Source organism: Rhizobium sp. N731, from assembly GCF_001664145.1.
GTDB lineage: Bacteria > Pseudomonadota > Alphaproteobacteria > Rhizobiales > Rhizobiaceae > Rhizobium > Rhizobium esperanzae.
In genome coordinates, this window is the sequence record NZ_CP013601.1 from 2,056,129 (window position 1) to 2,078,533 (window position 22,405).

General features: G+C 58.1%; 22 protein-coding genes and 1 tRNA gene. 12 read left to right on the forward strand and 11 right to left on the reverse strand.

Features of this window, described 5'->3' with window-relative positions; all coding sequences use genetic code 11:
- The first annotated feature begins 50 nt into the window (after window positions 1-50).
- The 4 genes from AMK02_RS10160 (at window position 51) to AMK02_RS10175 (ending at window position 2,926) form a co-directional block, all read left to right on the forward strand.
- Complete coding sequence (locus AMK02_RS10160) at window positions 51-365, forward strand: hypothetical protein (protein WP_064802418.1); 315 nt, start codon at window positions 51-53, stop codon at window positions 363-365.
- A 114-nt stretch (window positions 366-479) separates the two neighbouring features.
- Window positions 480-1,835, forward strand: a complete 1,356-nt coding sequence (locus tag AMK02_RS10165) for a phospholipase D family protein (RefSeq protein ID WP_064802420.1) — start codon at window positions 480-482, stop codon at window positions 1,833-1,835.
- 117 nt (window positions 1,836-1,952) lie between these two features.
- Window positions 1,953-2,684, forward strand: coding sequence for an HNH endonuclease (locus tag AMK02_RS10170; RefSeq protein WP_064802422.1), 732 nt, complete (start codon window positions 1,953-1,955; stop codon window positions 2,682-2,684).
- On the forward strand, window positions 2,681-2,926 hold the full coding sequence (locus AMK02_RS10175) for a hypothetical protein (RefSeq protein ID WP_237355012.1): 246 nt from the start codon (window positions 2,681-2,683) through the stop codon (window positions 2,924-2,926). Before AMK02_RS10170 ends, AMK02_RS10175 begins: the two co-directional genes overlap by 4 nt.
- Before the next feature lie 245 nt (window positions 2,927-3,171).
- Here AMK02_RS10175 and AMK02_RS10180 read toward each other — a convergent pair whose 3' ends face one another.
- From AMK02_RS10180 to AMK02_RS10195, 5 genes are all read right to left on the reverse strand, one after another.
- Window positions 3,172-3,612, reverse strand: coding sequence for a hypothetical protein (locus tag AMK02_RS10180; protein ID WP_145924228.1), 441 nt, complete (start codon window positions 3,610-3,612; stop codon window positions 3,172-3,174).
- Between the two features lie 98 nt (window positions 3,613-3,710).
- Window positions 3,711-4,430: a hypothetical protein gene (locus tag AMK02_RS10185; protein WP_064802426.1), complete on the reverse strand. Its 720-nt coding sequence runs from the start codon at window positions 4,428-4,430 to the stop codon at window positions 3,711-3,713.
- 854 nt (window positions 4,431-5,284) lie between these two features.
- Window positions 5,285-6,337: a hypothetical protein gene (locus tag AMK02_RS10190; protein WP_082929656.1), complete on the reverse strand. Its 1,053-nt coding sequence runs from the start codon at window positions 6,335-6,337 to the stop codon at window positions 5,285-5,287.
- Window positions 6,337-6,684, reverse strand: coding sequence for a helix-turn-helix domain-containing protein (locus AMK02_RS30025; RefSeq protein WP_335726443.1), 348 nt, complete (start codon window positions 6,682-6,684; stop codon window positions 6,337-6,339). Before AMK02_RS30025 ends, AMK02_RS10190 begins: the two co-directional genes overlap by 1 nt.
- A gap of 122 nt (window positions 6,685-6,806) precedes the next feature.
- Window positions 6,807-8,006, reverse strand: a complete 1,200-nt coding sequence (locus AMK02_RS10195) for a site-specific integrase (protein ID WP_210184071.1) — start codon at window positions 8,004-8,006, stop codon at window positions 6,807-6,809.
- Between the two features lie 132 nt (window positions 8,007-8,138).
- Between AMK02_RS10195 and AMK02_RS10200 the strand changes: the two genes are divergently transcribed.
- The 3 genes from AMK02_RS10200 to AMK02_RS10210 all read left to right on the forward strand — a co-directional run bounded on the left by AMK02_RS10200 (window position 8,139) and on the right by AMK02_RS10210 (window position 9,414).
- A tRNA-Ser gene (locus AMK02_RS10200) sits at window positions 8,139-8,212 on the forward strand.
- 364 nt (window positions 8,213-8,576) lie between these two features.
- A complete protein-coding gene (locus AMK02_RS10205) occupies window positions 8,577-8,903 on the forward strand; it encodes a hypothetical protein (protein ID WP_145924229.1) in 327 nt (108 codons plus the stop codon).
- Window positions 8,904-9,027: 124 nt separating this feature from the next.
- A complete protein-coding gene (locus tag AMK02_RS10210; protein ID WP_064802432.1) occupies window positions 9,028-9,414 on the forward strand; it encodes a hypothetical protein in 387 nt (128 codons plus the stop codon).
- Between the two features lie 91 nt (window positions 9,415-9,505).
- Here the strand turns inward: AMK02_RS10210 and AMK02_RS10215 are convergent, their stop codons facing one another.
- On the reverse strand, window positions 9,506-10,117 hold the full coding sequence (locus tag AMK02_RS10215) for a L,D-transpeptidase (protein ID WP_064802433.1): 612 nt from the start codon (window positions 10,115-10,117) through the stop codon (window positions 9,506-9,508).
- Window positions 10,118-10,474: 357 nt separating this feature from the next.
- On the opposite strand from AMK02_RS10215, the gene AMK02_RS31700 reads away from it, so the two are divergent.
- Both AMK02_RS31700 and AMK02_RS10220 read left to right on the forward strand, forming a co-directional pair.
- On the forward strand, window positions 10,475-10,645 hold the full coding sequence (locus AMK02_RS31700; RefSeq protein WP_189637012.1) for a hypothetical protein: 171 nt from the start codon (window positions 10,475-10,477) through the stop codon (window positions 10,643-10,645).
- 346 nt (window positions 10,646-10,991) lie between these two features.
- The gene (locus AMK02_RS10220) at window positions 10,992-12,485 is read left to right on the forward strand and encodes an FAD-dependent monooxygenase (RefSeq protein WP_064802435.1); all 1,494 of its coding nucleotides are present in this window, start codon (window positions 10,992-10,994) and stop codon (window positions 12,483-12,485) included.
- 18 nt (window positions 12,486-12,503) lie between these two features.
- Here the strand turns inward: AMK02_RS10220 and AMK02_RS10225 are convergent, their stop codons facing one another.
- Together AMK02_RS10225 and AMK02_RS10230 are read right to left on the reverse strand one after the other, a co-directional pair.
- On the reverse strand, window positions 12,504-13,235 hold the full coding sequence (locus tag AMK02_RS10225) for a hypothetical protein (protein ID WP_064802437.1): 732 nt from the start codon (window positions 13,233-13,235) through the stop codon (window positions 12,504-12,506).
- A 116-nt stretch (window positions 13,236-13,351) separates the two neighbouring features.
- Window positions 13,352-14,902: a winged helix-turn-helix domain-containing protein gene (locus AMK02_RS10230; RefSeq protein ID WP_064802439.1), complete on the reverse strand. Its 1,551-nt coding sequence runs from the start codon at window positions 14,900-14,902 to the stop codon at window positions 13,352-13,354.
- 130 nt (window positions 14,903-15,032) lie between these two features.
- Here AMK02_RS10230 and AMK02_RS10235 point away from each other — a divergent pair, with 130 nt between their 5' ends.
- On the forward strand, window positions 15,033-15,491 hold the full coding sequence (locus tag AMK02_RS10235; protein ID WP_064802441.1) for a cupin domain-containing protein: 459 nt from the start codon (window positions 15,033-15,035) through the stop codon (window positions 15,489-15,491).
- Between the two features lie 173 nt (window positions 15,492-15,664).
- Window positions 15,665-17,071 carry an adenylate/guanylate cyclase domain-containing protein gene (locus AMK02_RS10240; protein ID WP_064802443.1) on the forward strand — a complete coding sequence of 469 codons (1,407 nt, stop codon included), beginning with the start codon at window positions 15,665-15,667 and terminating at the stop codon, window positions 17,069-17,071.
- A 250-nt stretch (window positions 17,072-17,321) separates the two neighbouring features.
- Here the strand turns inward: AMK02_RS10240 and AMK02_RS10245 are convergent, their stop codons facing one another.
- Together AMK02_RS10245 and AMK02_RS10250 are read right to left on the reverse strand one after the other, a co-directional pair.
- Window positions 17,322-19,112: an ABC transporter ATP-binding protein gene (locus AMK02_RS10245; RefSeq protein ID WP_064802445.1), complete on the reverse strand. Its 1,791-nt coding sequence runs from the start codon at window positions 19,110-19,112 to the stop codon at window positions 17,322-17,324.
- Window positions 19,113-19,506: 394 nt separating this feature from the next.
- Window positions 19,507-20,370, reverse strand: coding sequence for an ornithine carbamoyltransferase (locus AMK02_RS10250; RefSeq protein WP_064806115.1), 864 nt, complete (start codon window positions 20,368-20,370; stop codon window positions 19,507-19,509).
- A 573-nt stretch (window positions 20,371-20,943) separates the two neighbouring features.
- On the opposite strand from AMK02_RS10250, the gene AMK02_RS10255 reads away from it, so the two are divergent.
- Complete coding sequence (locus AMK02_RS10255; RefSeq protein WP_064802447.1) at window positions 20,944-21,225, forward strand: DUF982 domain-containing protein; 282 nt, start codon at window positions 20,944-20,946, stop codon at window positions 21,223-21,225.
- A 168-nt stretch (window positions 21,226-21,393) separates the two neighbouring features.
- On the opposite strand, the gene AMK02_RS10260 is transcribed toward AMK02_RS10255, so the two are convergent.
- A complete protein-coding gene (locus tag AMK02_RS10260) occupies window positions 21,394-22,221 on the reverse strand; it encodes a nickel-binding protein (RefSeq protein ID WP_064802449.1) in 828 nt (275 codons plus the stop codon).
- Window positions 22,222-22,405 lie beyond the last annotated feature (184 nt).

Genomic DNA, 22,405 nt, shown 5'->3' on the forward strand with positions numbered 1-22,405 from the left:
TGTTATCGTTCCGTTACATTGCATTATGCAATCTAACAAGGAGAATTGATATGAGCTTTGGAATGGATCGCTTTAAGAATACGACTCTTGGCACGAAAGTGGGTGAATTGCTGAGCAATCCGAGGGTGGTCACCGATATGATCGCACTAAGCCGCCATGGTATTCCCGCCGTGCAGGATTTGGGAAAACCCATTATGGCGTTTGGGATGCCAGTGACAGACAATGATAAAAAGCAAATCGGGCGCTGGGTGGGCGAAGTGATGGAGAAGCACGGCTGGACTACGGACGCTTCTGCAAAGAAGCGTGTTGCAAAAGGCAACTTGTTCTCGACGGGGGCCGTCTACTATCTAAAGCCGTCAACCTAATCACATTAAGGGCTGGGTTCGGTTGTTCACAATATGCACTCGCACCGGTAACACCTATAAGTAGAATATTTACCAAAGCATGTTGTTCTCACATGATCCGCGGTGGGAGTGGACATGCAGCTGATTTTGAACGGCCTAAACGGCAATTATCTCAGGAACATTCTGCTAAATGCGGTAGGTCACTGCGAGCGAGTCGACGCCGCGGTTGCATATGCAACCGAGAACGATCTTCTATTTGAGTGGTGCTGGACTAATAAACTACCGCTGCGTTACTGGGGACGATTTGACGATCAGGTTCCAGTTAGCATCCATGTTCTAGAAAAGTTTCTAACCCGGCGATCCGGCAGTTACGTTTGCAAGCTGCTGAGGCATTTCCACCCTAAGGTAATATGGTGGCGCGGATACGGCGTCTACTTAGGCTCCGCGAATCTGACGCAAAGCGCTTGGTACAATAATGTGGAAGCGGGAGTTTTCATTCCGGAGGGGGAATTGGTCCTTGCAGGACATGATCTTGAACTCGAAGACCTTTTCCATGGAATTGACAAACAGGCTGCTCCGCTCACGCAGGAGCTTTTCGACTTTCTTAAAAACCGTGCAAGTGAACTGACTCGTATTAAGCAGGATGACAAGGATGACGCCAGGCGGTTCTGGGCAACGGGCTTCGTTCCGCCCTGGCAAGGCTTGGCGCACCAAGACAAGAAATCTGCCCGCGATCGACAGAAGGCGGAGTTCCTGAAGGAGTGGAACGAGACGCTGCAGGTCATCAGGAATATTTCTGCTAGATTGGTCCTCGATAAGAACCGGCCTAACTGGATTGGGCCAGCAGCGCCTTCAGGCGCTCAGGCTGACCAGTTCCTTCATGCTCATTACTACCAACGGACTTTTGACGGTCGGCGAGCGGACTATGAGCGGTTTTTCGAGCTACACCGAAAAGACCCCGACGGGGCTGTCGAAGAGGCGATGAAATGGTGGAAGACACTTCCGCCGTCGTCCGCAGAAAATACGATGCTGAACCTGATCGCACCCCAGCTTCAGAATGCCTTTTCTGAATCTAGCGTGGGAAAACTAACTGAAGTCGAGTTCGCGAACGCCTTAGGAAAAGTTCATGCCGTCAGGGAATACGCCAGGCGTGCATCAAACAAATTGATTGGCCTTAAGGATGGCCGATCCTATGACATTCCGGAGAAAGTGAAGGCGCTGACCACCCAAATATATCGAGCCCCCTTGCGCGGCGGAAACTCAGCGATCAATACGCTTTCTTATGTTCTGTATGGCGGCAAGCCCGACGATCTCCCGCAACGGCTTTGGGACGCCCTGACGAATCCCAAACTTAAGATCGATTTGCTTGGCGTCAGCGCATTCGGTGAAATCGTTGGCTGGGCGATGCCTGAGAGGTTCCCGCCGCGAAATGGTAGAACAAGCAAGGCTCTTAGGTCACTCGGTTATGACGTAAGGGTGCACGTTACCTAGCTCTTCTTTCTTAGTGGTGTGCTAACCGCACTTTAATTGCGGCCAAATTGGCCGCATGAGCCACTGATCTACAATCTGTGTGGACTTATTGGAACGGCTGAGTCGAGGCGGGGCGAAATGGCAAGAACAAAGGGGCACGGCAACCCCAACTGGACACGCGACGAGACAATCCTAGCGCTGGATCTGTACTTTCAACTTGGCGGGAACATTCCATCGCCGAGTGATAAGCGCATAGCGCAGCTATCAGAGCTTTTGCGATCAATGCCCTATCATCAAGAAGCAGCGAAACAGCCGTCCTTCCGCAACGCTGACGGCGTAGGCTTTAAGCTGATGAATCTTCGCCAAGTGGCGACTGGTAAGGGTCTAGCCAACGTGTCCAAAATGGATCGCGATACATGGGCGGAATATGAAGATCGACCCCAGGAGGTACATCGAGTCGCCGCAGCTATTCGCGCAGGCATACCTACGCTGCGCCCGGAAGAGGCTTCCATTGACCTGGACGAATTCTGCGAAGGCCGCGTCCTCACGGCGCTACATTTGCGGCGTGAACGTCATCCAAAGATGCGAATGCTCTTGCTTCAAGAACGGCGCCCAAAGGGGCTCGTATGTGAAATGTGCGACTTGCGCAGACCCGAAATGCCACTCGAATTTCAGGAGGCCCTATTTGAAGCGCATCACATACGACCACTTGCCGAGACCGGAGAACGTCTGACGAAGGTGTCGGACCTGGCATTGCTTTGTGCGTGTTGCCACCGTCTAATTCACAAGGCGATTGCCTCTACTGGGCAATGGCTCAGTGTCGGCGACATTAAGAGGCAATTTTCTTTAGGCAGCGCAGGACTAGAATGACGATGCTCGATCCTGAGTGCAATAAAAACGTCTTTCAGCTTTGGAAAGAAGGCGGGGAAAGGCTTCCTTTCAAAGTGGTCCGCTGGACATGGGGGCCGACCAGCTACTTCATTGTCGAAAAGATCGAGGTTGGAAAATGGCCCTATGGTAAGGCATGGGGCCGATTTGTTTGCGACGAGGTAGCTGGAGCGCAGCAGAAGATGGCAAATGCCGGCTCCTACCAGTGGAAAATCCTCGAGTGACTGCCATGCCGGACCCTTGGCTCGCCACCACCGCCGTCCGGCCGATAAAAGCCCGACGGCCGCCAATCGCTGTACGCGGGTAAATCGGGCAGGCAGCTGAGATTAGAGCGCCGCGTCGTCGCGTCTGTCGTCAAACGTCAAACAGCGAGCCAAGCTAGCTACATTACAGGCGGGGTCATGCCAAGCTCTGATCATGCTTCTGCTGGCGTCGCGGAGTTGCGCTGCTATCGCGATGTGACAGCATCTCACAGACCGGCGATTTGTCCTGTGATTAAGCGCCTTACTCTGTCTATTTCTTCAGACAAGCTACGGATCATCTCGACTGTAAGCCTGTGCACTGAACCATCGGTCGCCGCACAGGCCACCACTGCGCTACCTTTTTCCCATGGGTCGGCAGTCACAGATTGAATGCCATGCGCGAGAAGATTGCGAGGGGCCGCGACCTCTTCGACCGCCTTGAGGTGAGACGCGGTTACAGCGAGATCAGCTTTGGACGAGAGCTGCTTTTGCATGTGGATGCGCCAACGAGAAATGATAGGACCTTTCGCTACCTGTACCCCTGCTGCCTGTAGTTGGGCGAGCATCGCACTCTCGAGAAAGCTCCAGTAGATCTGCACGTAACCGATCTCAGATGCCAGGTCGCGCAAGGTTGGATTGGAAGCATCGTCATTATTCAGCGGCGTCACTCTCAACAAAAACTTGACGGCAGCCGTCGCAATCGCAACCGATCCGGCGTTGAAGGAATTGCGGGGATGCCGGGGACATCGCCGGTGCGCTTACGAAATCATCTGACATCTAAAGAGATCACAGAGCGCCATGCGCTATCGGGTTTTATGAATGCCCCCTGGAAATTCCGTAAGAATGAGTTTTCAAAGACAGTATTTCCATCCACAAGCGTAATTCTTCCGCCTTCTATATTATAGTATGCTTTGAAATCAAGTCCACGGCTAAGATCGTCAATAATGAAATCAGAATCTTTTGTGTGTGCAAGTGCATCCTGCGCCGTTTTGAAACAAAGTATGTGACGTTCGCTGCCATCGTCGTAGAGAAATCCGTTGGCGTGGGGGCTGCGTGCATTTGTTATGGACATTCCGCTTATGTAAACAATGCCGACGTAAGGGTTCATTTCCGAGTTTGTTTTTTGAACGTCGATATTTATTCTCGTATCCTGCTGGAGTTTTTGCGCGGCATATGTGTTGTTCGCGCATTTCTGCACAAATACCTCGCCAGATGCGGCAAGACGTGCCCAAGCCTGACCTACATTCCTCATGCCCTCGATCAGTCTCTGCGCAGTTTGATTAGTATCATTAACTCGGAATACTCTCCCTTGTTTTGGTATCTTCGCTGACCTGCTTTCATGCAGCGGCGCAATTGGAGAGTCTTGTGCGATGCTGTGGGTGCCATTTAGGGCAACAATAATCAAGCCCAAGCATATCAGCGTCACGCGAGGGATAATGGCCGAGCTATCTGATTGCTTTCTTCCTGTGTGATGCGCCACGTGCATTTAGCGGTCTCCTCTAGAAGTAATGCTGAAATAGTGCGCCTGTCTCTATTGCGCAAAGTACAAGTACGCGAGGAAATAACCAAGTAAGTAGAAATAGTTATTCATTGGGGCGAGATGCCACGTCGGCCAATAAGTGCAGCAACACATTACGAGAACGGCGTCGGCATTCGGCGACAAAAGCCCGACAGCCGCGATCAGTGTGTCTAGGCGGGCCAATGTGCAGCTTAGGATCAAAGCGCCACTGTGGGCGCTGCTCTCGCCATAAGAAGGAGGCTCCCTACGTTGAGCGGTGTGATTGTCAGGAAGCGAGAAAAAACCGGTCACGAATGTCGGAAGGGCGACTGCGGCAGGGCGTGGGTATGCCTCCCCCAATCCGACCGCCCCCCTCCACCGGGGCGGCCAGAGGGATGGACGATGCATAGTAAAAAGATGCATAGTAAAAAGCCGCTCGCACGTTCCTTGCCTCTGCGCTAAGGCCATGTGCAGCCCCAGCTGTCGATTCACCCTTGCGGCCAATGTTGCAATTTGCCCGGTCTAGTAGGCGAGCCATCCCGGATCACCGGCGGCGACAAGAGGTAGCTGATAATTCCCAGGGCCAGAAAGAGTATTTCGCTGGTCTGTGTTCGGCGTGATGGCGCCAACTCTTTCATGTCGGTTAGCACGTGTAGTGGTCAGCAGTTGGGATGATCCGGGAAGTCGTTTCCTTTTTTAAACTTGTACTTTTCAGTAGAAATTATTCGTCCGACATGCACGGCTTGCTCGGTCTATGTCCCTGAGTCCATTTGACTATTCCACTACGAAAGGTGTCGGGCACTACATTAGGGTCTGGATGTAGCGCTTCCCCGAACTTCCCGCTACGCCAACGGCACCCGAATAAAACACGCTTGCAATTTTTCTATCGTGAGCTTGTTCTTCCTGCGGCGCTTGGTCGTTATGTTCGCCGCCGGGCGCTTTCTCCGACTTTTCAGGTGATCACGTATACGGCCTTTTATCTGCGCTGGGGAAGAACGCCAGACTTCCTCCGGGATCGGCTCTCGACCCTCATTTGATGACCAGCGACGCTGTTCAAATATTTGAATGGCAAGATGCGCGATACGGGTTAGCCTATAGTTCTCGGCGCTGAGGAATTGGCGCAAAAGCGCCGCTTCCGAATGATGCCGGTTAAGGATTTGGTAGCGAGGTCCAATAGCTTGTGGAGAAAACAGTCTCCCGAGTTTTGCATAGTCAATTTCCTCAACGACAAGGAACTTACGAACAAAAGCAACGAGGTCGGTATGAAGCAAATCGAATAGTTGATTGCCATTAAAGTGTCTCTTAACCGCTCGGCTTCCGACTGAAGTCCATTCAAGGCGCACGACGTAGTCACCACCATGGTTGTGTTTCGCGAGCTTCTCACGCCTGATGTAGACTTTCAGGCTGTGAGCGGCCGTCCTGTCTTTCTCGAAATACACAGTTGGTTCATCTAGCAGCCCGCGGCGGGCCAACTGATCTTCGGAAAGACGTTGCCCGTCGCCGAAGGAGTCCGTGAACGAGAGGTGGCCTCGTTGATGGTTTACCTTGTCCATCCGTTGGATCAACCAGTCACGATGCCACTTGGTCTCGGCAACCGAAGACCGCTTTACGTCTGCTGCGACTTCGACCCTCGTGATTTCATACTTACCGAGAACGGCCTCATGCTCGCGGAGAAGGTCTAGGGCCTTTCCATCTGGTAACGCTATGAGGACCAAACGACTTCCGCGTTTTCCGGTCCTCTTCTCGATTTTAAAGGCATAGCTGCAAGCCTTCAAATCTTCGAGAGGCAGTCGGGTCGCTAGGATGCTTTTTGGCGTATTGGTGCAGATGTTGATCTTGTCGAAAGTGGGCCGGATTCGTCCGATACCCCGAAGAAAAAGGCCTTTACACATCATTACACCGTGCCCTTGCCGCTTTCGCCGACAGAGGTGCTTGTGTAGCATTGCTTTTCAGCGAAAGCGTCCAAGTCAGCGCGGGAGTAACGCACCGCTCGTCCGAAACGGTGAAAACGGAGTCCCTCACGACCTTTGACGCGCCAGTTATGCAGCGTCTTGGGGCTCACATTCAGGTACTCCGCAGCCTGCTCGGTTGTAAGAAAGACAACGCTCGTTGGTGCCCAGGTCTTTCGGGAGGAAGTCCTTTTGCGGCTTCCGCGCTCGTTCAACCGAACGCGTTCGCGGCGCATTTCCTGCCCTGGGCGGCGTAGTGCGAGAGATCTGTTGGTGTCTTCGTGCGATTTCATATCCGCTCCTTTGAGGTGTTGCTTTCAACACTATACGTTGGGCGATATTCAAGCCGCGCAGCGACGCGTCCCAACCCTCGCAGGAACGAGAAAAAGTAAAGAATTCAGAAAGCTGCAGTGCGCTACAGCCGGACTCTTTTTTTCGTTTCCCGGCTAACTTTTTCGTCAGGATTCATCGCAGAGCTCACCGCGGCCCCAATGGCATTAGATGCGGCGCGAAGTGGGTCCATTTGCAAATGAGCGTACCGTGCCGTCGTCTGTGTCTGCGTATGCCCCAGCAGTTTGCCGATGATTGGAAGGCTTTCCCCCATACCGGCAGCAACCGATGCGAAGCTATGCCGCAAGTCATGGATGCGCAGATCATCAAGGCCAGCCTTCTTCCGAAGACGCCCCCATGGTCCTTTCACGTTTACAAGGTGTTGACCACTTCGCCCACCGACAATGACGTAGGGGTTGCCCGACGCCCTAGGCAGTTTCTTGAGGACATCGAGGGCGGCGTCGTTCAGCACGATGTCTTTTTTGCCTGTCTTGGAGTCCGGCAGGCGCAGCAGGCCATGCTCCAGGTCAACATGTTCCCACTGAAGCTTTGTTATTTCAGATAGGCGGGCACCTGTCAGGATCAGAAGCCGGATCGCCGCGATCGTGTGAGGACTTTCAGTATTTGACGTTTCGGCCTGTGCGAGCACCTCACCTAGGCGCTTCAACTCACCGTTGGTGAGATACCGTTCCCGCTTGCTTTCCCGGAACTTAGGCACGTGGCGGCATGGATTGGTGTTGTCATCACGAAGGCCCCACTGCTCGGCAAGGTTAAACATCTTAGACAACACTGCCAATGCACGGTTTCCAAGATATGGCCTATCTCGAAGGTCGTGGTGAAACTGGCTGATATCTGACCGCTTCAGATCTGCAATCCCATGCCGGCCCAGCGCGGGAATGATCAGCTTCCGGATAAGCTGTTCGTAGTCCTTCGCAGTCTTCGCTTTGACATGCGTCTCGGCATAGTCCGCTAAGAACCGCTCGCACAGTTCCCTAAGGGTGGTGACCGCTTGCTTCCTATGGTCACGTTCGCTGGCGGGGTCTTTTCCAGCAGCTTTCTGGCCGAGAAGACGTAATGCGTCTGCGCGTGCACCATCAGTTGTCCAAGGTGATCCATGACGGCCAATCGTAATCCACCGCTGTCGGCCACCGATGCGTGTTTTAAGTCCATAGTATTTCGCGCCAGATGGGCGGCAGCGAACACCGAACCCTTTTATCTCTGTGTCCCATACCGTCTCACCAGGTGTTAGCTGGTCGACAATCCGTTTGGTAATCTTCTGCAGCACGTGCCACCTCAAAAGATAGCTGCCATTTCCCGCTGGCAACCACCTGGCTACCATTCTACAGGGATTGTGCGGTGACGCCAAGGAACAAAAAGCGCTACAAATACAATGAAAAAGATAATTGAGAGATCACCAGGGAACATGCAGGAACAATAAGAATCTGACTTTTAATCAGTAGGTCTCGGGTTCGAACCCCGACGCTCTCACCACAAGCAAAAGACAACCACAAATAGTATATCGGATGCGCGGAGCGATTGCTCCGGCGGATCGGCTGGGGAAAATCGACTCACCGTTTCCCCGGAGTTGTCGTCCTTCCTCAATGCCCGTGCCGTCGAAACGAACGCCGCCCTCAAAATCGCATAACTTCTCGCCGGCGGTGACGGTTGCGAATAATCGTGTTTGCGAAAATACGCTCGTCCCCGCAAGAGCTATCCGGCAGGCGAGCACCGAGCCGTACACATACACCAAACGGAGTAAATTTCGCCTCGGCGGTGCGCCTATAGGATAATTGACATCTGCGTGCATTCCGACACCCTGCAGCTATAGGGAGTGGTCGTGACAAGCGGGGAATTCATGAGTGTTTCTAAGCACGCAAAATCAGTTTGCTTATTTGCTTCTTTGACGTTGCTTTCGGCTAATCAAGCATTCGCGTTCACTCTTAACCGCCGTATCAAGGTCCCCGACTGGATGGATCCCTATATGGCCATGTTTTTGGTTTTCTCATTGTTTGGTTATCTGGGATTGGTAGTGACGAAACCGCGCGGCGTGCCTGTTAAGCAGCTTTCCAGGGTCAAAATTTCACCCCTCGCGAACTTCTTTCGCGTCTTCTTTGGCACCATGCTTCTCATATTCATGGCTATGCTGTTTGTAGGCATGGCCCTTCGTCGGTACGCAGAATAGAGCCGCACCGGTCTCCCATGGAATCATCTTACCCGAGGCGATGGTTGCGCCCCGAGGTTGAAATCATGCGTCAGTTCCTCTTTGATGGCAGGGGCGATCATTGCTCTTTAGCCCGGAGGCTGCGATGGATATGATCACCCCCAGCGGACGTCTCTTTGGACTGTCCTTCCTGATATTCTGGGTGTTGCTGGTAATCCTGATCTTTAGCGCCGTGCGTCATGGGTTGAATGCAGAGCCGAAGGACGATGATCGGTCACGCGCGCAGGATCGGTCACATGGACGCATAGTCCGGCATCTCCTGGAAGACGACAGGCGGAGAAGGGCCATGGCCCAGGCTGTCGAGGCCAAGGCCAACTCTTATTTCGCGCGCCGCATCGGCAAAATCCATCTGGCAGCGCTCGCTTTCTTCATCGCGACAACCCTGGTTCTGGTGCTCTGGAATCGCTATGAGGCCAAGATGCAACGGGCATCCCATTTCCAAGTTACGTCGCCGTTGCAGCACGATAGATGACGGATTTGGTGGCAATCGCTATTCCGGCGAAATACAGCCCAGCTGATGTTTCGTCAGCGTCACCTCCAGGGCTGCGACGCACCCGATCCGATCACCGCTGGACGATCACGCGGGTCCCCGGCTGGACCATGTCGTAAAGCTCCTCGACGTCCTCGCGGTACATCCGGAAGCATCCGCTTGATGCATTGGTGCCGATGGAGGAGGGGTCGTTGGTACCGTGGATGCGGAGAAGTCCGTCGGCAAGGTAGATCGCGCGGGTTCCAAGCGGGTTTGCGGGCCCGGGCTTGACCACTGCCGGGAGCCTTGGGTTTTTCTGGCGCATGCTGGCTGTTGGCCGCCATTCGGGATGCAGTCGTTTCGACACGACACGCGTCGTCCCATACCATTGTTTGCCTTCCCGGCCGACGGCGATGGCGTAGGCAAACTGCTCACCCTCTGATGTCGTGTAGATAAGCGTGTGCTCACGCGTGGCAATGACGATGGTTCCTCTTCCAACGCGCGTCGATGGCTCCCGACGTTCTGGAAAGGGTTCCGGGTAGGCAGGCTCTGGCTCGTAGTCAGGAGGAGGGGGATAGGGGCTGTAAGGGTCATCATATCCAAAGCCGTCGTATTCATCGTATCCATCATACGGCGCGTAAACTTGGGCTTGGGCATGCACCACTGTCAGAAATAGGGTCGCAGCAAGGAGAACCAGCAATCTCATTCTTCGCATCCGCTTGTTATACAATCATGATTGGGCCGAATTCTATGGCGGCACTATGGCGGGGTAGGTAGCGATTTGACGGTGATCTTTCGTCGCTCCGAGAAGCCGACCAGCCAGAAGTAAAATGTGCGCTTGCCTGCCGGTGGCATGGCGACGGAGATGCTCAATAAGCGACTGGTTCAAACCTCGCAGAATCTCGGTTCGATACAGTTCCGCCCAACGCGCGAGCGTCACACCCGGACACGGCATCCAAATGGGCTTCGTGCAGACGTCGACGGGCGGTCCTAGACTTTCCTTCACGGAACCAAAAGCGCCCGCATCGACTTTGACCACTGAGTTACCTTGGAGGTCCCCCTGATGGACAGAACACCGAAAACGGCCATTCGCGGAATGTTGTCCTACGTGATCGCTCTTCTCGTCCTCGGCATTCTGGTGGGCGCCGTTTACACGCTCTACGGCCATCCCGCCGATCCGTCCGAGCAACCAGCGGCTGAGTCCATTCCGCAAAAGGCGACAGCTCCGCAGTGAAAGGCGACACAACAGCAATTGAATCGGTCGCCCTTTGAGAACAAATGGTGAAAGGGAAAGCGTCCTGCCAGATCCGGCGCCCACCCGGTCCGGTCGTGCTGAAACACCCGCGCTCCACCGCGAGGCAGCCCGCAAGCGGCAACCAACTGGGGCTTTGGAAAGCAAGGCAGAAATTCTGTCGCAAGTCCTTCCCACCAGTAGAGAGCTTATATTTATGGGGGGAACAACCTGCGACAGGGGAAATCGGACCCGCGCAGGCATTGCGAAATAGGGGGAGGCAGCGGGGCCGGGACGGCCCGCTATGCCGGATTTTGCGCTCGGATAGGGTGAACAAAGGAGCTCGCGGATGAGAGACCATGCGGTCGTGATATCGGGAGGAGGGCCGACGGGCCTGATGCTGGCGGCCGAATTGGCCCTGGCGGGCGTCGATGTCGCCATCCTCGAACGTCGCGAGAATCAGGAGATCGTCGGTTCACGTGCTGGTGGTTTGAGCTCGCGCACGCTCGAAATGCTCGATCAGCGCGGCATCGTCGATCGGTTCCTGGCGGAGGGGCAGATCGCCCAGGTCACCGGATTTGCGGTCACGCGGCTTGACATCAGCGATTTCCCGACGCGGCACAACTATGGGCTGGCGCTGCGGCAGAAGTATATCGAGCGCATCCTCGCCGGCTGGGTCGGCGAGCTGCCGGTGACGATCTATCGCGGCCGCGAATTGACCGGATTCGCGCAGGACGAGGTCGGTGTCGTCGTAGAACTCTCCGACGGATCGTCGCTGCGCGCGGGCTATCTCGTCGGCTGCGATGGCGGCCGCAGCCTGGTTCGCAAGATCACCGGCATCGCCTTTCCGGGATGGGATGCGACCACCAGCAATATTCTCGCCGAGGCCGAGATGGAGGAGGAGCCGCCGCTCGGTGTCCACCGCACGGCGCTCGGCCTGCATGCCTTCGGCCGCGAGGAATATGAGATCCGCGACGGCAAGGTGGTCTTCGCCAGCGAAGGTCCGATCAACGTCATGGTCACGGAACAGACGGCCGGCGGCGCAGGCGAGCCGACGCTTGACGATCTCAAGCAAGCGCTCATCGCCGCCTGCGGAACCGATTACGGAATCCACGGCCTGAAGTGGATTTCGCGGTTCACCGACGTGTCGCGGCAGGCGGAGGTCTACCGCAAGGGCAGGGTGCTGCTGGCGGGTGACGCCGCGCATGTGCATTCCCCGGTGGGCGGGCAGGGCCTCAATACCGGCGTGCAGGATGCCGTCAATCTCGGCTGGAAGCTCGCCCAGGTGGTGAAGGGCATATCGCCCGAGGCCCTGCTGGACACCTATCACGCCGAGCGTCATCCGGTGGCCGCCCGCGTCCTGCGCACGACGATGGCGCAGGTCGCGTTGCAACGGACCGATGATCGCACCGAAGCCCTGCGCGACATCGTGTTGGAGCTGCTTGGCCTGGAGGAGGCGCGCAAGACGATCGCCGCCGAGATGTCCGGGCTCGGCATCCGTTATGATTTCGGCGAGGGGCACCCGCTGCTCGGCCGCCGCATGCCTGATCTCGACCTCGTCACGCCGGACGGCCCCTTGCGTGTCTTTACGCTGCTGAAAGATGCAAGACCGGTGTTGTTGAACCTCGGGCCGCGCGGCAGCCTCGACACCGGCCTAGGGTCAGACCGGGTGCCTCTGGTCGATGCGCGCTATGACGGGCCATGGGAACTGCCGGCGCTGGGGGCGGTTGCGGCGCCGACCGCGGCGCTGATCCGGCCAGACGGATATGTGGCATGGGTGGGCGAGGGATCCCGGAATGGCCTCGACGCAGCGATGAGCACCTGGTTCGGGCCGCCTCGCTAATAGGGAAAAGCGGCAGCGCTAAGCGGCCAGCGAAATCGGCGCGCCGTCTGGCATTGGCTCCGGCATCGGTTTGCCGCGGCGCTCCCAGGTGCGGCGGCTGATGCCGAAGGCCTCCCAGGGGCGGGCTGCGCTGAGGGAATTGTCGAGATAGTCGGCCCTGGTAACGGCGCCGGCGGCCCGCCGCTGCTCTTCCTTTCGGCTTCGGTCGCGCTGGCGCCGCTTTGCCTTCTGCAGTTTCGCCCTTTTCGCCTTCGGCACGTCGAAGGCGCCGATGGTGCGAATGTCGAGCGCGCTGCGTTCCGCATAGCTCAGATGCAGGGCGTGACCGAGCGCATCGGCGGTGAGGGGAGAAAAGCGCAGTTTCGTCCGCTCATAGATGATTTCTTCGATCGCGGCTTTCCGAGCCCAGGGCAGCCATCGCGCCGCCCAGCCGAGAACCACCTCGACAAATCCTTCTCCGAACTCGACAAAGGCGAGGCCGGCGATCACCTCGACATAGATCAAGGCGTCATCCGCCTCGGGCACGATCGCGCCATGACGATGCCGGATCAATTTCTCGATCTCGCGCATCCGGCCGCGGAAGTGATTCCAGCGGCCGCCTCGCATGCGGCGCTGCACGGCCTTGTAACCGAGGAGGCAGTCGCCGATTTTGACCGCGGTAACGTCCCGCGCAAGACCCTCCGCACGCCCGGCCTCGTCAGCCCGATCTGCCGAGCTCGCCCCTTCATCCGCGCCGACGAGACGATCCACCGTTTCTCCTTTGCGACCAGGTCCGAGAGGCCGAAACGTGTTAATGTAGCGGAAGTGGGGGCGGTGAAGCTCGCGTTTTCTGCATTGTTCCCTGGATTTCTGCAGCGGAGCGTCCGCTATCCGGGCAGCCCCGCAATATCGAGCGCGGCGCCGAGAGAGGCCGCCAGAGCCGGGTCGCAGTCGACGCCGGAAAATTGCATGTTGTAGCGAAACGCAGGCTGCAGCTCCAGAACGCGAGCCGCAGCACTTCTGGCGTCGGTGAGACGTCCGAGTTTTGCGAGCGAGGCCGCCAGGAGCATGTGCGAAATGCTATGGCGCGGATTGTGTTGAACCGCCCTGTAAGCCGCTTTGACGGCCTCGTCATCATGTCCCAGGTGAAAGTGACCAAGCACCAGCGCATGGAAAGCCGACCACGCCCAGGGGTCGAACGGGCTGAGACGCAGAGCCCGCTCGCCCCATTCGATGGCGCGCTCGGCCTTTCCAGCCCAACCGAACATCACGCCGCCGACGATATAGGTGATCGCAGAAGACGGGCTGACGGCGAGCGCCGCCTCGGCCGCGGCGAAGGCGGCATCACGGTCATGTTCGTCCATGCCGATAGAAAAGGCTGCAAATGTCAGGGCAAGCGCATCGTCCTGGCCGTAGAGAATGGCTGCCCGCGCATGCCGGACCGATGCCAGACGATGGTCTTCAAGCAAGCCGGCGCGCAGGAAGAGGCAATGATGGCACATGGCTGCGAAGGCATGGGCCAGCGCATAGCCGGGTTCGAGTGCAAGCGCGCGCTCAACCAGCGCCAATGCCGTTGCTGCCTCGGTCGGCATGCCGCAATAGACGTCGGGCTGGGCCTGTAACACGAGGTCGTAGGCGTCGAGATTATCGGGCCGCTTGCGCTTGACGCGCTCCAGTTCCGCCCGGCGCAGGCGCGGCTCGATGGCGCTGACGACGTTGAGGGCGATTTCGTCCTGCAGATCAAAAATGTCGGCGAGCGGGCGGTCGAAACGTTCCGTCCACAGCAGGCTTCCGGTTTCGGCCTCGATCATCTGCGCCGACAACCGCACACGACCGCCGGACCTGCGCACGCTGCCTTGCAAGAGATACCGTGCACCGAGCTCCTGGCCGATCTGTTTCAGGCCGAGCGTTTGAGCATCGTAGGTGAAGCTCGATTTTGGGGCGACCACGAACAGCCAGTTCACCCGGGAAAGCCCCGCCGCGATGTCTTCGACGACGCCGTCCGCGAAATATTCATCTTCCCCGTCGCCATTCGAATTCGAGAAGCGGAGCACGGCGACGGACGGTCTGGATGGACGAGCAGACACCGGTGCTGTCGGATGCGCCGCGCCGGCGGGCAGACTTTCGCTGGTGACCGCCGGCCCGATATAGCGGTAGCCCCGCCGCGGCAAGGTTTCGATCCAGTCCGATCCTCCGTCCGCCGAAAGAGCCCGGCGTATGGCGGCCATTTGAACCGTAAGATTGCTGTCCTCGATGGCGAGGCCCGGCCATGCGGCTTCAATCAGCGCCCCCTTGCCGACCGGCGTTCCCGCCCGTTCCAGGAGCACTCGCAACAGCGCCACGGCGCGTCGCCCCAGCCCCAGCGGCTCTGCTCGGTAAAACAGGATTTCGGCGCCCGCATCGAGGCAAAACGAACCGAACTTGTGGATCGCAGCCATAGCCGGAGGAAATATCATTCGCAGAAATTTTGCAACAATTTCGCAAGCCCTTTGCGACTTCGAGGCGGGAAGGGGGCATCGTTGAAGCGGCTGAAAAGGCCGAATGTTGCGAAAAATGGAGGAGAGTGAAATGAGCGCGAAAGCCGTTGTTCGAATGCCGGGTGAGGGCAAGGAACTGAGCCTGGCCGGCAAGCCCTTGCGGTTCCTCGTGGCTGGGGAAGACACCCGGCATACCTCGATGTTCGACTGGACATTGCCGCCAGGCTTTTTCACCGGACGCCATGTTCACCGCGTCCAGGAAGAAACCTTCTTTGTGCTTGAAGGCGAATGCGAATGGGAGGTCGGCGGCCGAAAGATCACGGCGACGCCCGGCACCTATGTCTTCATCCCGCCGGGCGTGCCCCACAACATCGGCAATGCCAGCGGCAAGACGGCAAGGATGATCATGACGGTCTCGCCGCCCGGACACGAACACTATTTCGAGGAGCTCGCAAAGCTTGTCGCGCAAAGCAGCCCGCCGGATGCGGCCGCGATCGCGGAACTGCGGGAGCGGTATGACACGACACAGATCTCGAAGCTGCAGAAATAGGACGTGATCGGCGGTTCCCAGCTGCCGGCGGCTGGTCTTGCCGGCAGAGATGGCCGGCCAGCAGATCGCGAGCGAGCGGCATCCCGGTCCCTTTGATTTCTATTGGCAACGTCCCGTGTTATGATCACGGGACTGGCCTTATCGGCCGTGTTGTCAGTACAGAGACTTGTCCGATGAGCGAAGTGGACGTGCTTTTTGCCAGCCTGCGACAGGCGGCTGACCCGCAGACGGTCGAGTGCATCGAAAATGTCGTCAAGCACGGCGCCGATCGTGATCTCAATCGCGTCAATGCGCTCGCCTTCGCCGCCAAGCACCATCTCGATGAAGAGAAAACCATCGCCGCCTTTCTGCATGCAGCCCGCATCGGCGCCTTCGAGATGACCTGGAACGTGCTTTGCCCGGGATGCGGCGGCGTCCTCGACAGCGGCGCAACCCTCAAAGGGGTCAACCAGGATACCTATCATTGCGCCCTCTGTGCGGCCGGATACGAACCGACCCTCGACGAGATGGTCGAGGTCACCTTCACGGTCAGTCCGCGCGTGCGCAGGATTGCCGCCCACGAGCCCGATCGGCTGCCGCCGCTCGAATATTACCGCCAGATTTTCTTCAGCTCCGGCGTCGACCTGCCGCAGGATCTGGAAGCCAGGTTCGACCGCATCCTGTTGGAACTGATCGAGCTGGCGCCGGGTGAGAAGGCCTTCGTGTCGCTGCAGTTGCCGGCGCAATTCGTCATCATCTTCGATGCGGCGACCCATTCGGCGCAGTTCATCGATGTGCAGGGGGAACCCACCGACGAGCGCCAGAACCTCTCGATGGTCATCAGCCGCGGGCATGCGCTGAACGAAACCGTGACGTTGCGTCCCGGCTTGCTGAGGCTCACGCTCGAGAACCACACCGATCGCCGGGTGGTGCCGAATGTCTGCATCGCCGGCGATGAGCTGCACGATCTCCTCGGCCGCAGGCGGCCATTTCTGACGGCCAAGCGCCTGCTGACGAACCAGAGCTTCCGCGGCATCTACCGGACCGATACGCTCGACGTCGACCAGCGCCTGAAGATCACCAGCCTGACGTTCCTCTTCACCGATCTCAGGGGCTCGACCGCGCTCTATGAGCGCGTCGGCGATCTTGCCGCTTTCGATCTGGTGCGGGCGCATTTCCGCGTTCTTCACGAGATCGTCGCCACCGAGGCCGGCGCGGTCGTCAAGACGATCGGCGATGCCGTGATGGCGACCTTTCCGAGCCCGGACCGGGCGGTGGCGGCGGCGCTCAGGATGCGCGAGGCAATGCGCCGGCTGAATACCGAACACGGCAGCGAAGACCTCCTGCTGAAGATCGGCATCCATGAGGGACCGTGCCTTGCCGTCAACTTGAACGACAGGCAGGACTATTTCGGCCAGACGGTCAATATCGCCTCCCGCGTCCAGGGCCTTGCCGACCCGAATGTGATCATGACGACCGAGGCGATCGTCGAAGATGCCAATGTCTCGGAGATCCTGCGCGACAGCGGCGTCACATCGGCCTCACGAATGGCGGAGCTTCAGGGCATCGGCAGGGAGGTCAGGATCTTCGCCCTGTCGTGAGCGTCATCCGCTGACCGCATATGCAGAAGAAGAGACGCCAGGGTACCAGCTGGCTGCTGAAAGACCACTGCAAAACCCGCAACGTCATCCTCGGCCTTGTGCCGAGGATCTGCGTCGGCCAAATTAAGTGTCTGAAAATAAATGTCTTCCTGTCAAACAATCGCCGTGGTCAGATGCCCGGCACAAGGCCGAGCATGACGGAGGAGACTTTGTCAACGAACCGCGCCAGAGCATCAGCCCTGGCGCTCCTTTACGCCACCAGCCCCTTGGTCAATTCCAGCGCCTGGCGCTCGAACAGCCGGCGATAGATGCCACCATTGAGCCGGATCAGTGCCTGGTGGTCGCCTTCTTCGACGATCTTGCCCTTGTCGAACACCAGCAGCCGGTCGAGCGCCCGCACCGTGGACAGCCGATGGGCGATCACAAGAGTGGTGCGGCCGTCCATCAGCCGTTCCATCGCCTGCTGGATCTGCACCTCGCTTTCGCTGTCGAGGCTCGACGTCGCCTCGTCGAGGATCAGGATCGGGGCATCGGCCAGGAAGGCGCGGGCGATGGCGACACGCTGCCGCTCGCCGCCAGACAACTTGACGCCGCGTTCGCCGACCATCGTCTCATAGCCCTTCGGAAGGTCCATGATGAAGCTGTGCGCATTGGCCTGTTTCGCCGCCTGCTCGATCTCGCGCCGCGAGGCGTTAGGCCTGGAATAGGCGATATTTTCCGCGAGCGTCCGGTGGAACAGGATCGGCTCCTGCTGCACGATGGCGAGTTGGCCGCGCAGGCTCGATTGCCTGACCTCGGCGATGTCCTGCCCGTCGATGCGGATGGCGCCCGAGTTCACATCATAGAGGCGCTGGATGAGCTTGACGAAAGTGGTCTTGCCCGAGCCAGAATGTCCAACCAGCCCCACACGCTCGCCCGGCCTGATGGTGACCGAAAAGTCCTCGTAAAGCGGGTCGGGATGAGCTCCATACTGGAAGGTGACGCTATCGAAGACGATCTCGCCCGCGCCGATCGCAATCGGCTTGGCGTGCGGCTTGTCCTCGATGCCGAGCGGCATCCTGTCGAGCAGCACCAGCTCCTCCATGTCGTTGACGGCACGCTGCAGATTGCGGATGTCCTGGCCGACATTGCGCAGATAGCCTTGCAGAACGAAGAACATGGCGAGCACGAAGGTGATGTCGCCCGGGCTCGCCAGCCCCTGCCGCCACATGATCAGGCCCGTTCCCAGAATGCCGGCCTGCATGGATACCATCATGAAGCCCTGGATCGTGCCGCTCAAGGTGCCGCGCTTCCATGTTCTGCGCGTGCGGCTGTCCCATTTGCCCAGCACATGGCGCAAGCGGGCTTCTTCGCGGCTTTCGGCGCCGAAAGCCTTGACCACCGAATTGCAGCTGATCGCATCCGCCAGCGCGCCGCCGAGCCTGGTGTCCCAGGCATTGGCAAGCCTTGCCGCCGGCGATACGAAGCCCATGGAAAGCGCCACGGTGACGCCGATATAGACCAGCGATCCGAGAGCCACGATCAGGCCCATGACCGGCCAGTAGCTGCCGAGCACGATACTGGCGCCGACCAGCATGACGATGGACGGCAGCAGCGCGACAAGCAGCAGATCATTGAGCGAGTCGAGCGCCCACATGCCGCGGGTGATCTTGCGCACCGTCGAACCGGCGAAGCTGTTGGCGTGCCAGTCGGTCGAGAACCGCTGCACCTTGTGGAAACCGTTATTGACCACATCCGCCATGATGCGCAGCGTCAGCCGGATGATGCCGTTGAAGATGAACCAGCGCAGTGCCACGCTGATAAAGCCGAGAACGACGACGACAACAAAGGCGCTGAGCGCGCCGTCAGCCGCATTGCCGCCGGCAATGGCGTCGACGATCCGGCCGGAAAACACCGGCACCATGACTTCGGCCAGCGTGCTCGAAATTACCAGCACGATGATGATGCCGACCAATGCAGGCCGGTGGGTCCAATGATGAAAAACAAAGCCGAGCACGTGACGATAGGCATCGGCGCGGAAATCGAGCTTCTTGCGAGTCATTTTAACCAGTCCGGCTCGTATCTGAAACCGGTCCTCAAAATCGAGAGTTGAAAGGCACAGCCCGCGCGGAAGACGAAATAATGCCGTCAGATCAATCGGGCTGAAGAAAGAGAAAACCGCATCTCGCGCGCGCTTAAGGCGGGGCGCGAATGGATATGACCTAGCGTCGAGACATACCACACGGGAAGACTTCGATGATTGCTGGTGTCATTCAACGCCTCCCTTTGGTTCGATCTGAGCGGTAGCGTTTTGTAGCGAAGCAATTGCGCATTGCCAAGAGGGAATTTGCAACCCTACGGAAAGTGATGCGGAAACGACACAATTTACGGATTGGGAAAGCTCGTGCGCGCCGAGGGTCGCGGGCCGGATCATGTCGAGGCGCAACGCCCGATCGTCAAGAGGTCGCCCACTCCATGAGTGCGTTCTGGGCATGCAGCAGGAATGCTTTTGCGGGACGGCTTTGGCACGCAGGGTGCAACATCGCATCGGCCGTTACTTCCTGTCCCCTTGCGACTGGCGGGCAGGGCAAAAAGATCAGGTCGCGCCGCCCTTTGTCGAGGAGTGTTGCCGTTACCTGGTACTCGACCAGCTCATTTTCCCTCGCGTCTTTCGGCCACGAGTCCGTGATGATGACATCCGCGTCAAGGGCATGCCTGATATCCCGGCTGATTTCGAAATTCGGGTTTAGGAGATTGGCATCGGCCACGTGCCAGGGCTCCGGATAGACTTGGACGACGCGGATGGGCATGGATTTCGATGCCTCGACCCAGGAACGAAGAATGTTGGCATCCGGCGCGATCCCGACCACCTTGAGGCCTTCCAGTGATCCCCTGACGCTCTTGATATAGGCGAGATCGCCGAGCGTTTCACACGGATGATTTAGCTTTGTCCGGGCATTGATGACGGGCGCATCCATGACCGCCGCGAGCTCTTGCAAGGTAGCAAGTTCCTTCGTCCTGACGACGAGAAGATCGAACAAGTTATCGAGATAGCCCGCAAGGTCCGCTGTGGCCTCACGGGTGTTGAAGCTAATCGGCGGTTGCACGCAGACGCCACCCATGGCCTTGACGCCGAGATCGAAGGCCGCCGTGTTCCGCCATCCTGTGTCGTCGACGATAACACCAACTCGCTTGCCCAGCAGCGACTGTGGCATGGTGCGGTCCGCCCAATGCTTCGCAAGCTGGCCGGCTCTGTCGATAATTGCAGTGACGGTGTCCAACGGCAATGAGTGGAACTCGAGGAAGTCTCTGTTCGGCATGGAACTCACGGTGTTTCCAATGTTTCTCTTGGCGATCGAGCGCTCGGCAATGGTTGTTTCCCGGCTCCTGATGCGCCAAACCGCCCATTGGCGGAACGGATCTTTCAATAGCTGCACGAGCGAGCATTGCCGGGTCTGAATCCGCTCGCACAGGCCGGGTTCCTCGAAGTATCCAGCTGATATTGATAATCCTCCCGGTCCTGCCTTGCTGGCGAGGTGCAGGAAGCCGTGAGCGTGGACAAGCCGATTACCGCGCTGGTCGCGAACAAGGTGAGGAATCGGGTCATCTGCGCTTCTCCTGAGGTTGGTCTCGGCAATCTATCATGCCGGCACAAACAGATGCGAGAACCAGTGAGATCAATCACGCTTATCTGATGGGAAATGGCTTCGATGATCGAGGGACCGTTCTTCGCTCCATGGGAAAATTCGCGGATAATCTGGCCGGACTATTCTGCGGTTATGGAAGTAAATCCGCAGTGTCGTAAAGCGAGTGATTCCCGATTTTGTCTTGAACAAATCGCCGATTTTCAGTAATATAAATCCATAAAAAAGTAATATAAATGGGAGGTTACTATGTCGGAAGCTCGGTTCGAGCCGGTTTTTCTTCATCGTCAGCATTTCGTCGCCGAGATCACATGTCTCGACGAAATCTTCGAACTTCTGGATGAGTGGCCGCAGGACAAGCGAGGTCTGGCATATGACACACTGCTGAAGGCGTGCAGGGATACCGCCAAGGGGGCATTTCCTCTCAGCGCCGCACGCGAGAATTTCCGCCGTTTTCTGAAGATGTCGGGCATGCTCGACAGCGGCCCCAAATTCGAGGGGATGGGCGATCGAAACGTCGGCAATGCTTGAAGAGCCAAGTCTGCTCGTGACGATCTGAGCCGGCGTGCCGCCATGTCATAAGCGGCGCGTCCGGTCGCGAATCTCCAGTCATAGCCAACCGCGGCAAGCCGCGGGAAACGGCAACAGTCTCAGCGGATTTCACCGGATCTATGCGCGTCGCACCGATCGCGAGGCGCTTTAGCCAAGGCCGGCACCTGCCCAATCGCAGCGGAAGACCAGCATGGGTTTCGAAAATCCCTTGATGCGCCGGCGCGTCGCGTGGGCGAAGAGGTCGCCGGCGCCATATTCCCGGAATACATTCTCCGACACGAGGATCTGGTCACTGGCTGCGGCCGCGCAGAGGCGGGCTGCGAGCTGCACGGTGGAGCCGAACAGGTCGTTGCTGTCCTCGACCGGCTCGCCGCAATCGAGCCCAATGCGAACATGGATCGGCTCGGCCTTGCTGCCGTTGTAATGCTGGAATTCCTGCTGGATAGCCATGGCGCATTCGACGGCGGCGGTCGTCGCCGCGAAGGCCGCCATGATGCCGTCGCCGGTGTGCTTCACCTCGCGGCCGGAATTTTTGCCGAGGCACCGGCGTACGATCGCGTCATGAGCCCTGACCAGCTCCGTCCCCATGCGGTCGCCGAGGCGCGCCGTCATCTCGGTCGAGCCGACAATATCGGTAAAGAGGATCGCCCGGTGGCCGGCATCCATCTGCGGCGTGGATTGGCCTGGCGCCGGATCGGGGTCATTGATGCGACCGAGAAAAGCCTCGACGGCCGACAGTGCCACCTCGACGACCTCATTGGCGACGAAACCGTGCGCCTCGCGATGGACGCAGTGGACGGTTTCGACATCGGGCGCATCCACCAGGCAGAAGGCCGTCCCGCGCCGCTCGTCGAACCAATACGTCAGAAACTTGACGCCGTATCGATCCTGAATGTCGATATCCATGCGATGCGCCTGCGCAACCTCGGCGGGCGAAGTACCTTCGAGAAAGTGCCGGTCCATGAAGATGGGCATCGCGCGTCCTCCCAGATCCGCCGCGTGCAGGAGGTGGCATTGTACGATCTGGAAGCATTCCCGTCCACCTTAGGGACAATCAAAGGCTGATCGTCGCAAGGCGTTGCTTCCGGAAACGCAACGCGTTGCTGCACATTCGAGAGAATGTGCATGAATACTGCGGTTTTAATGAGTAGGCGTGGTG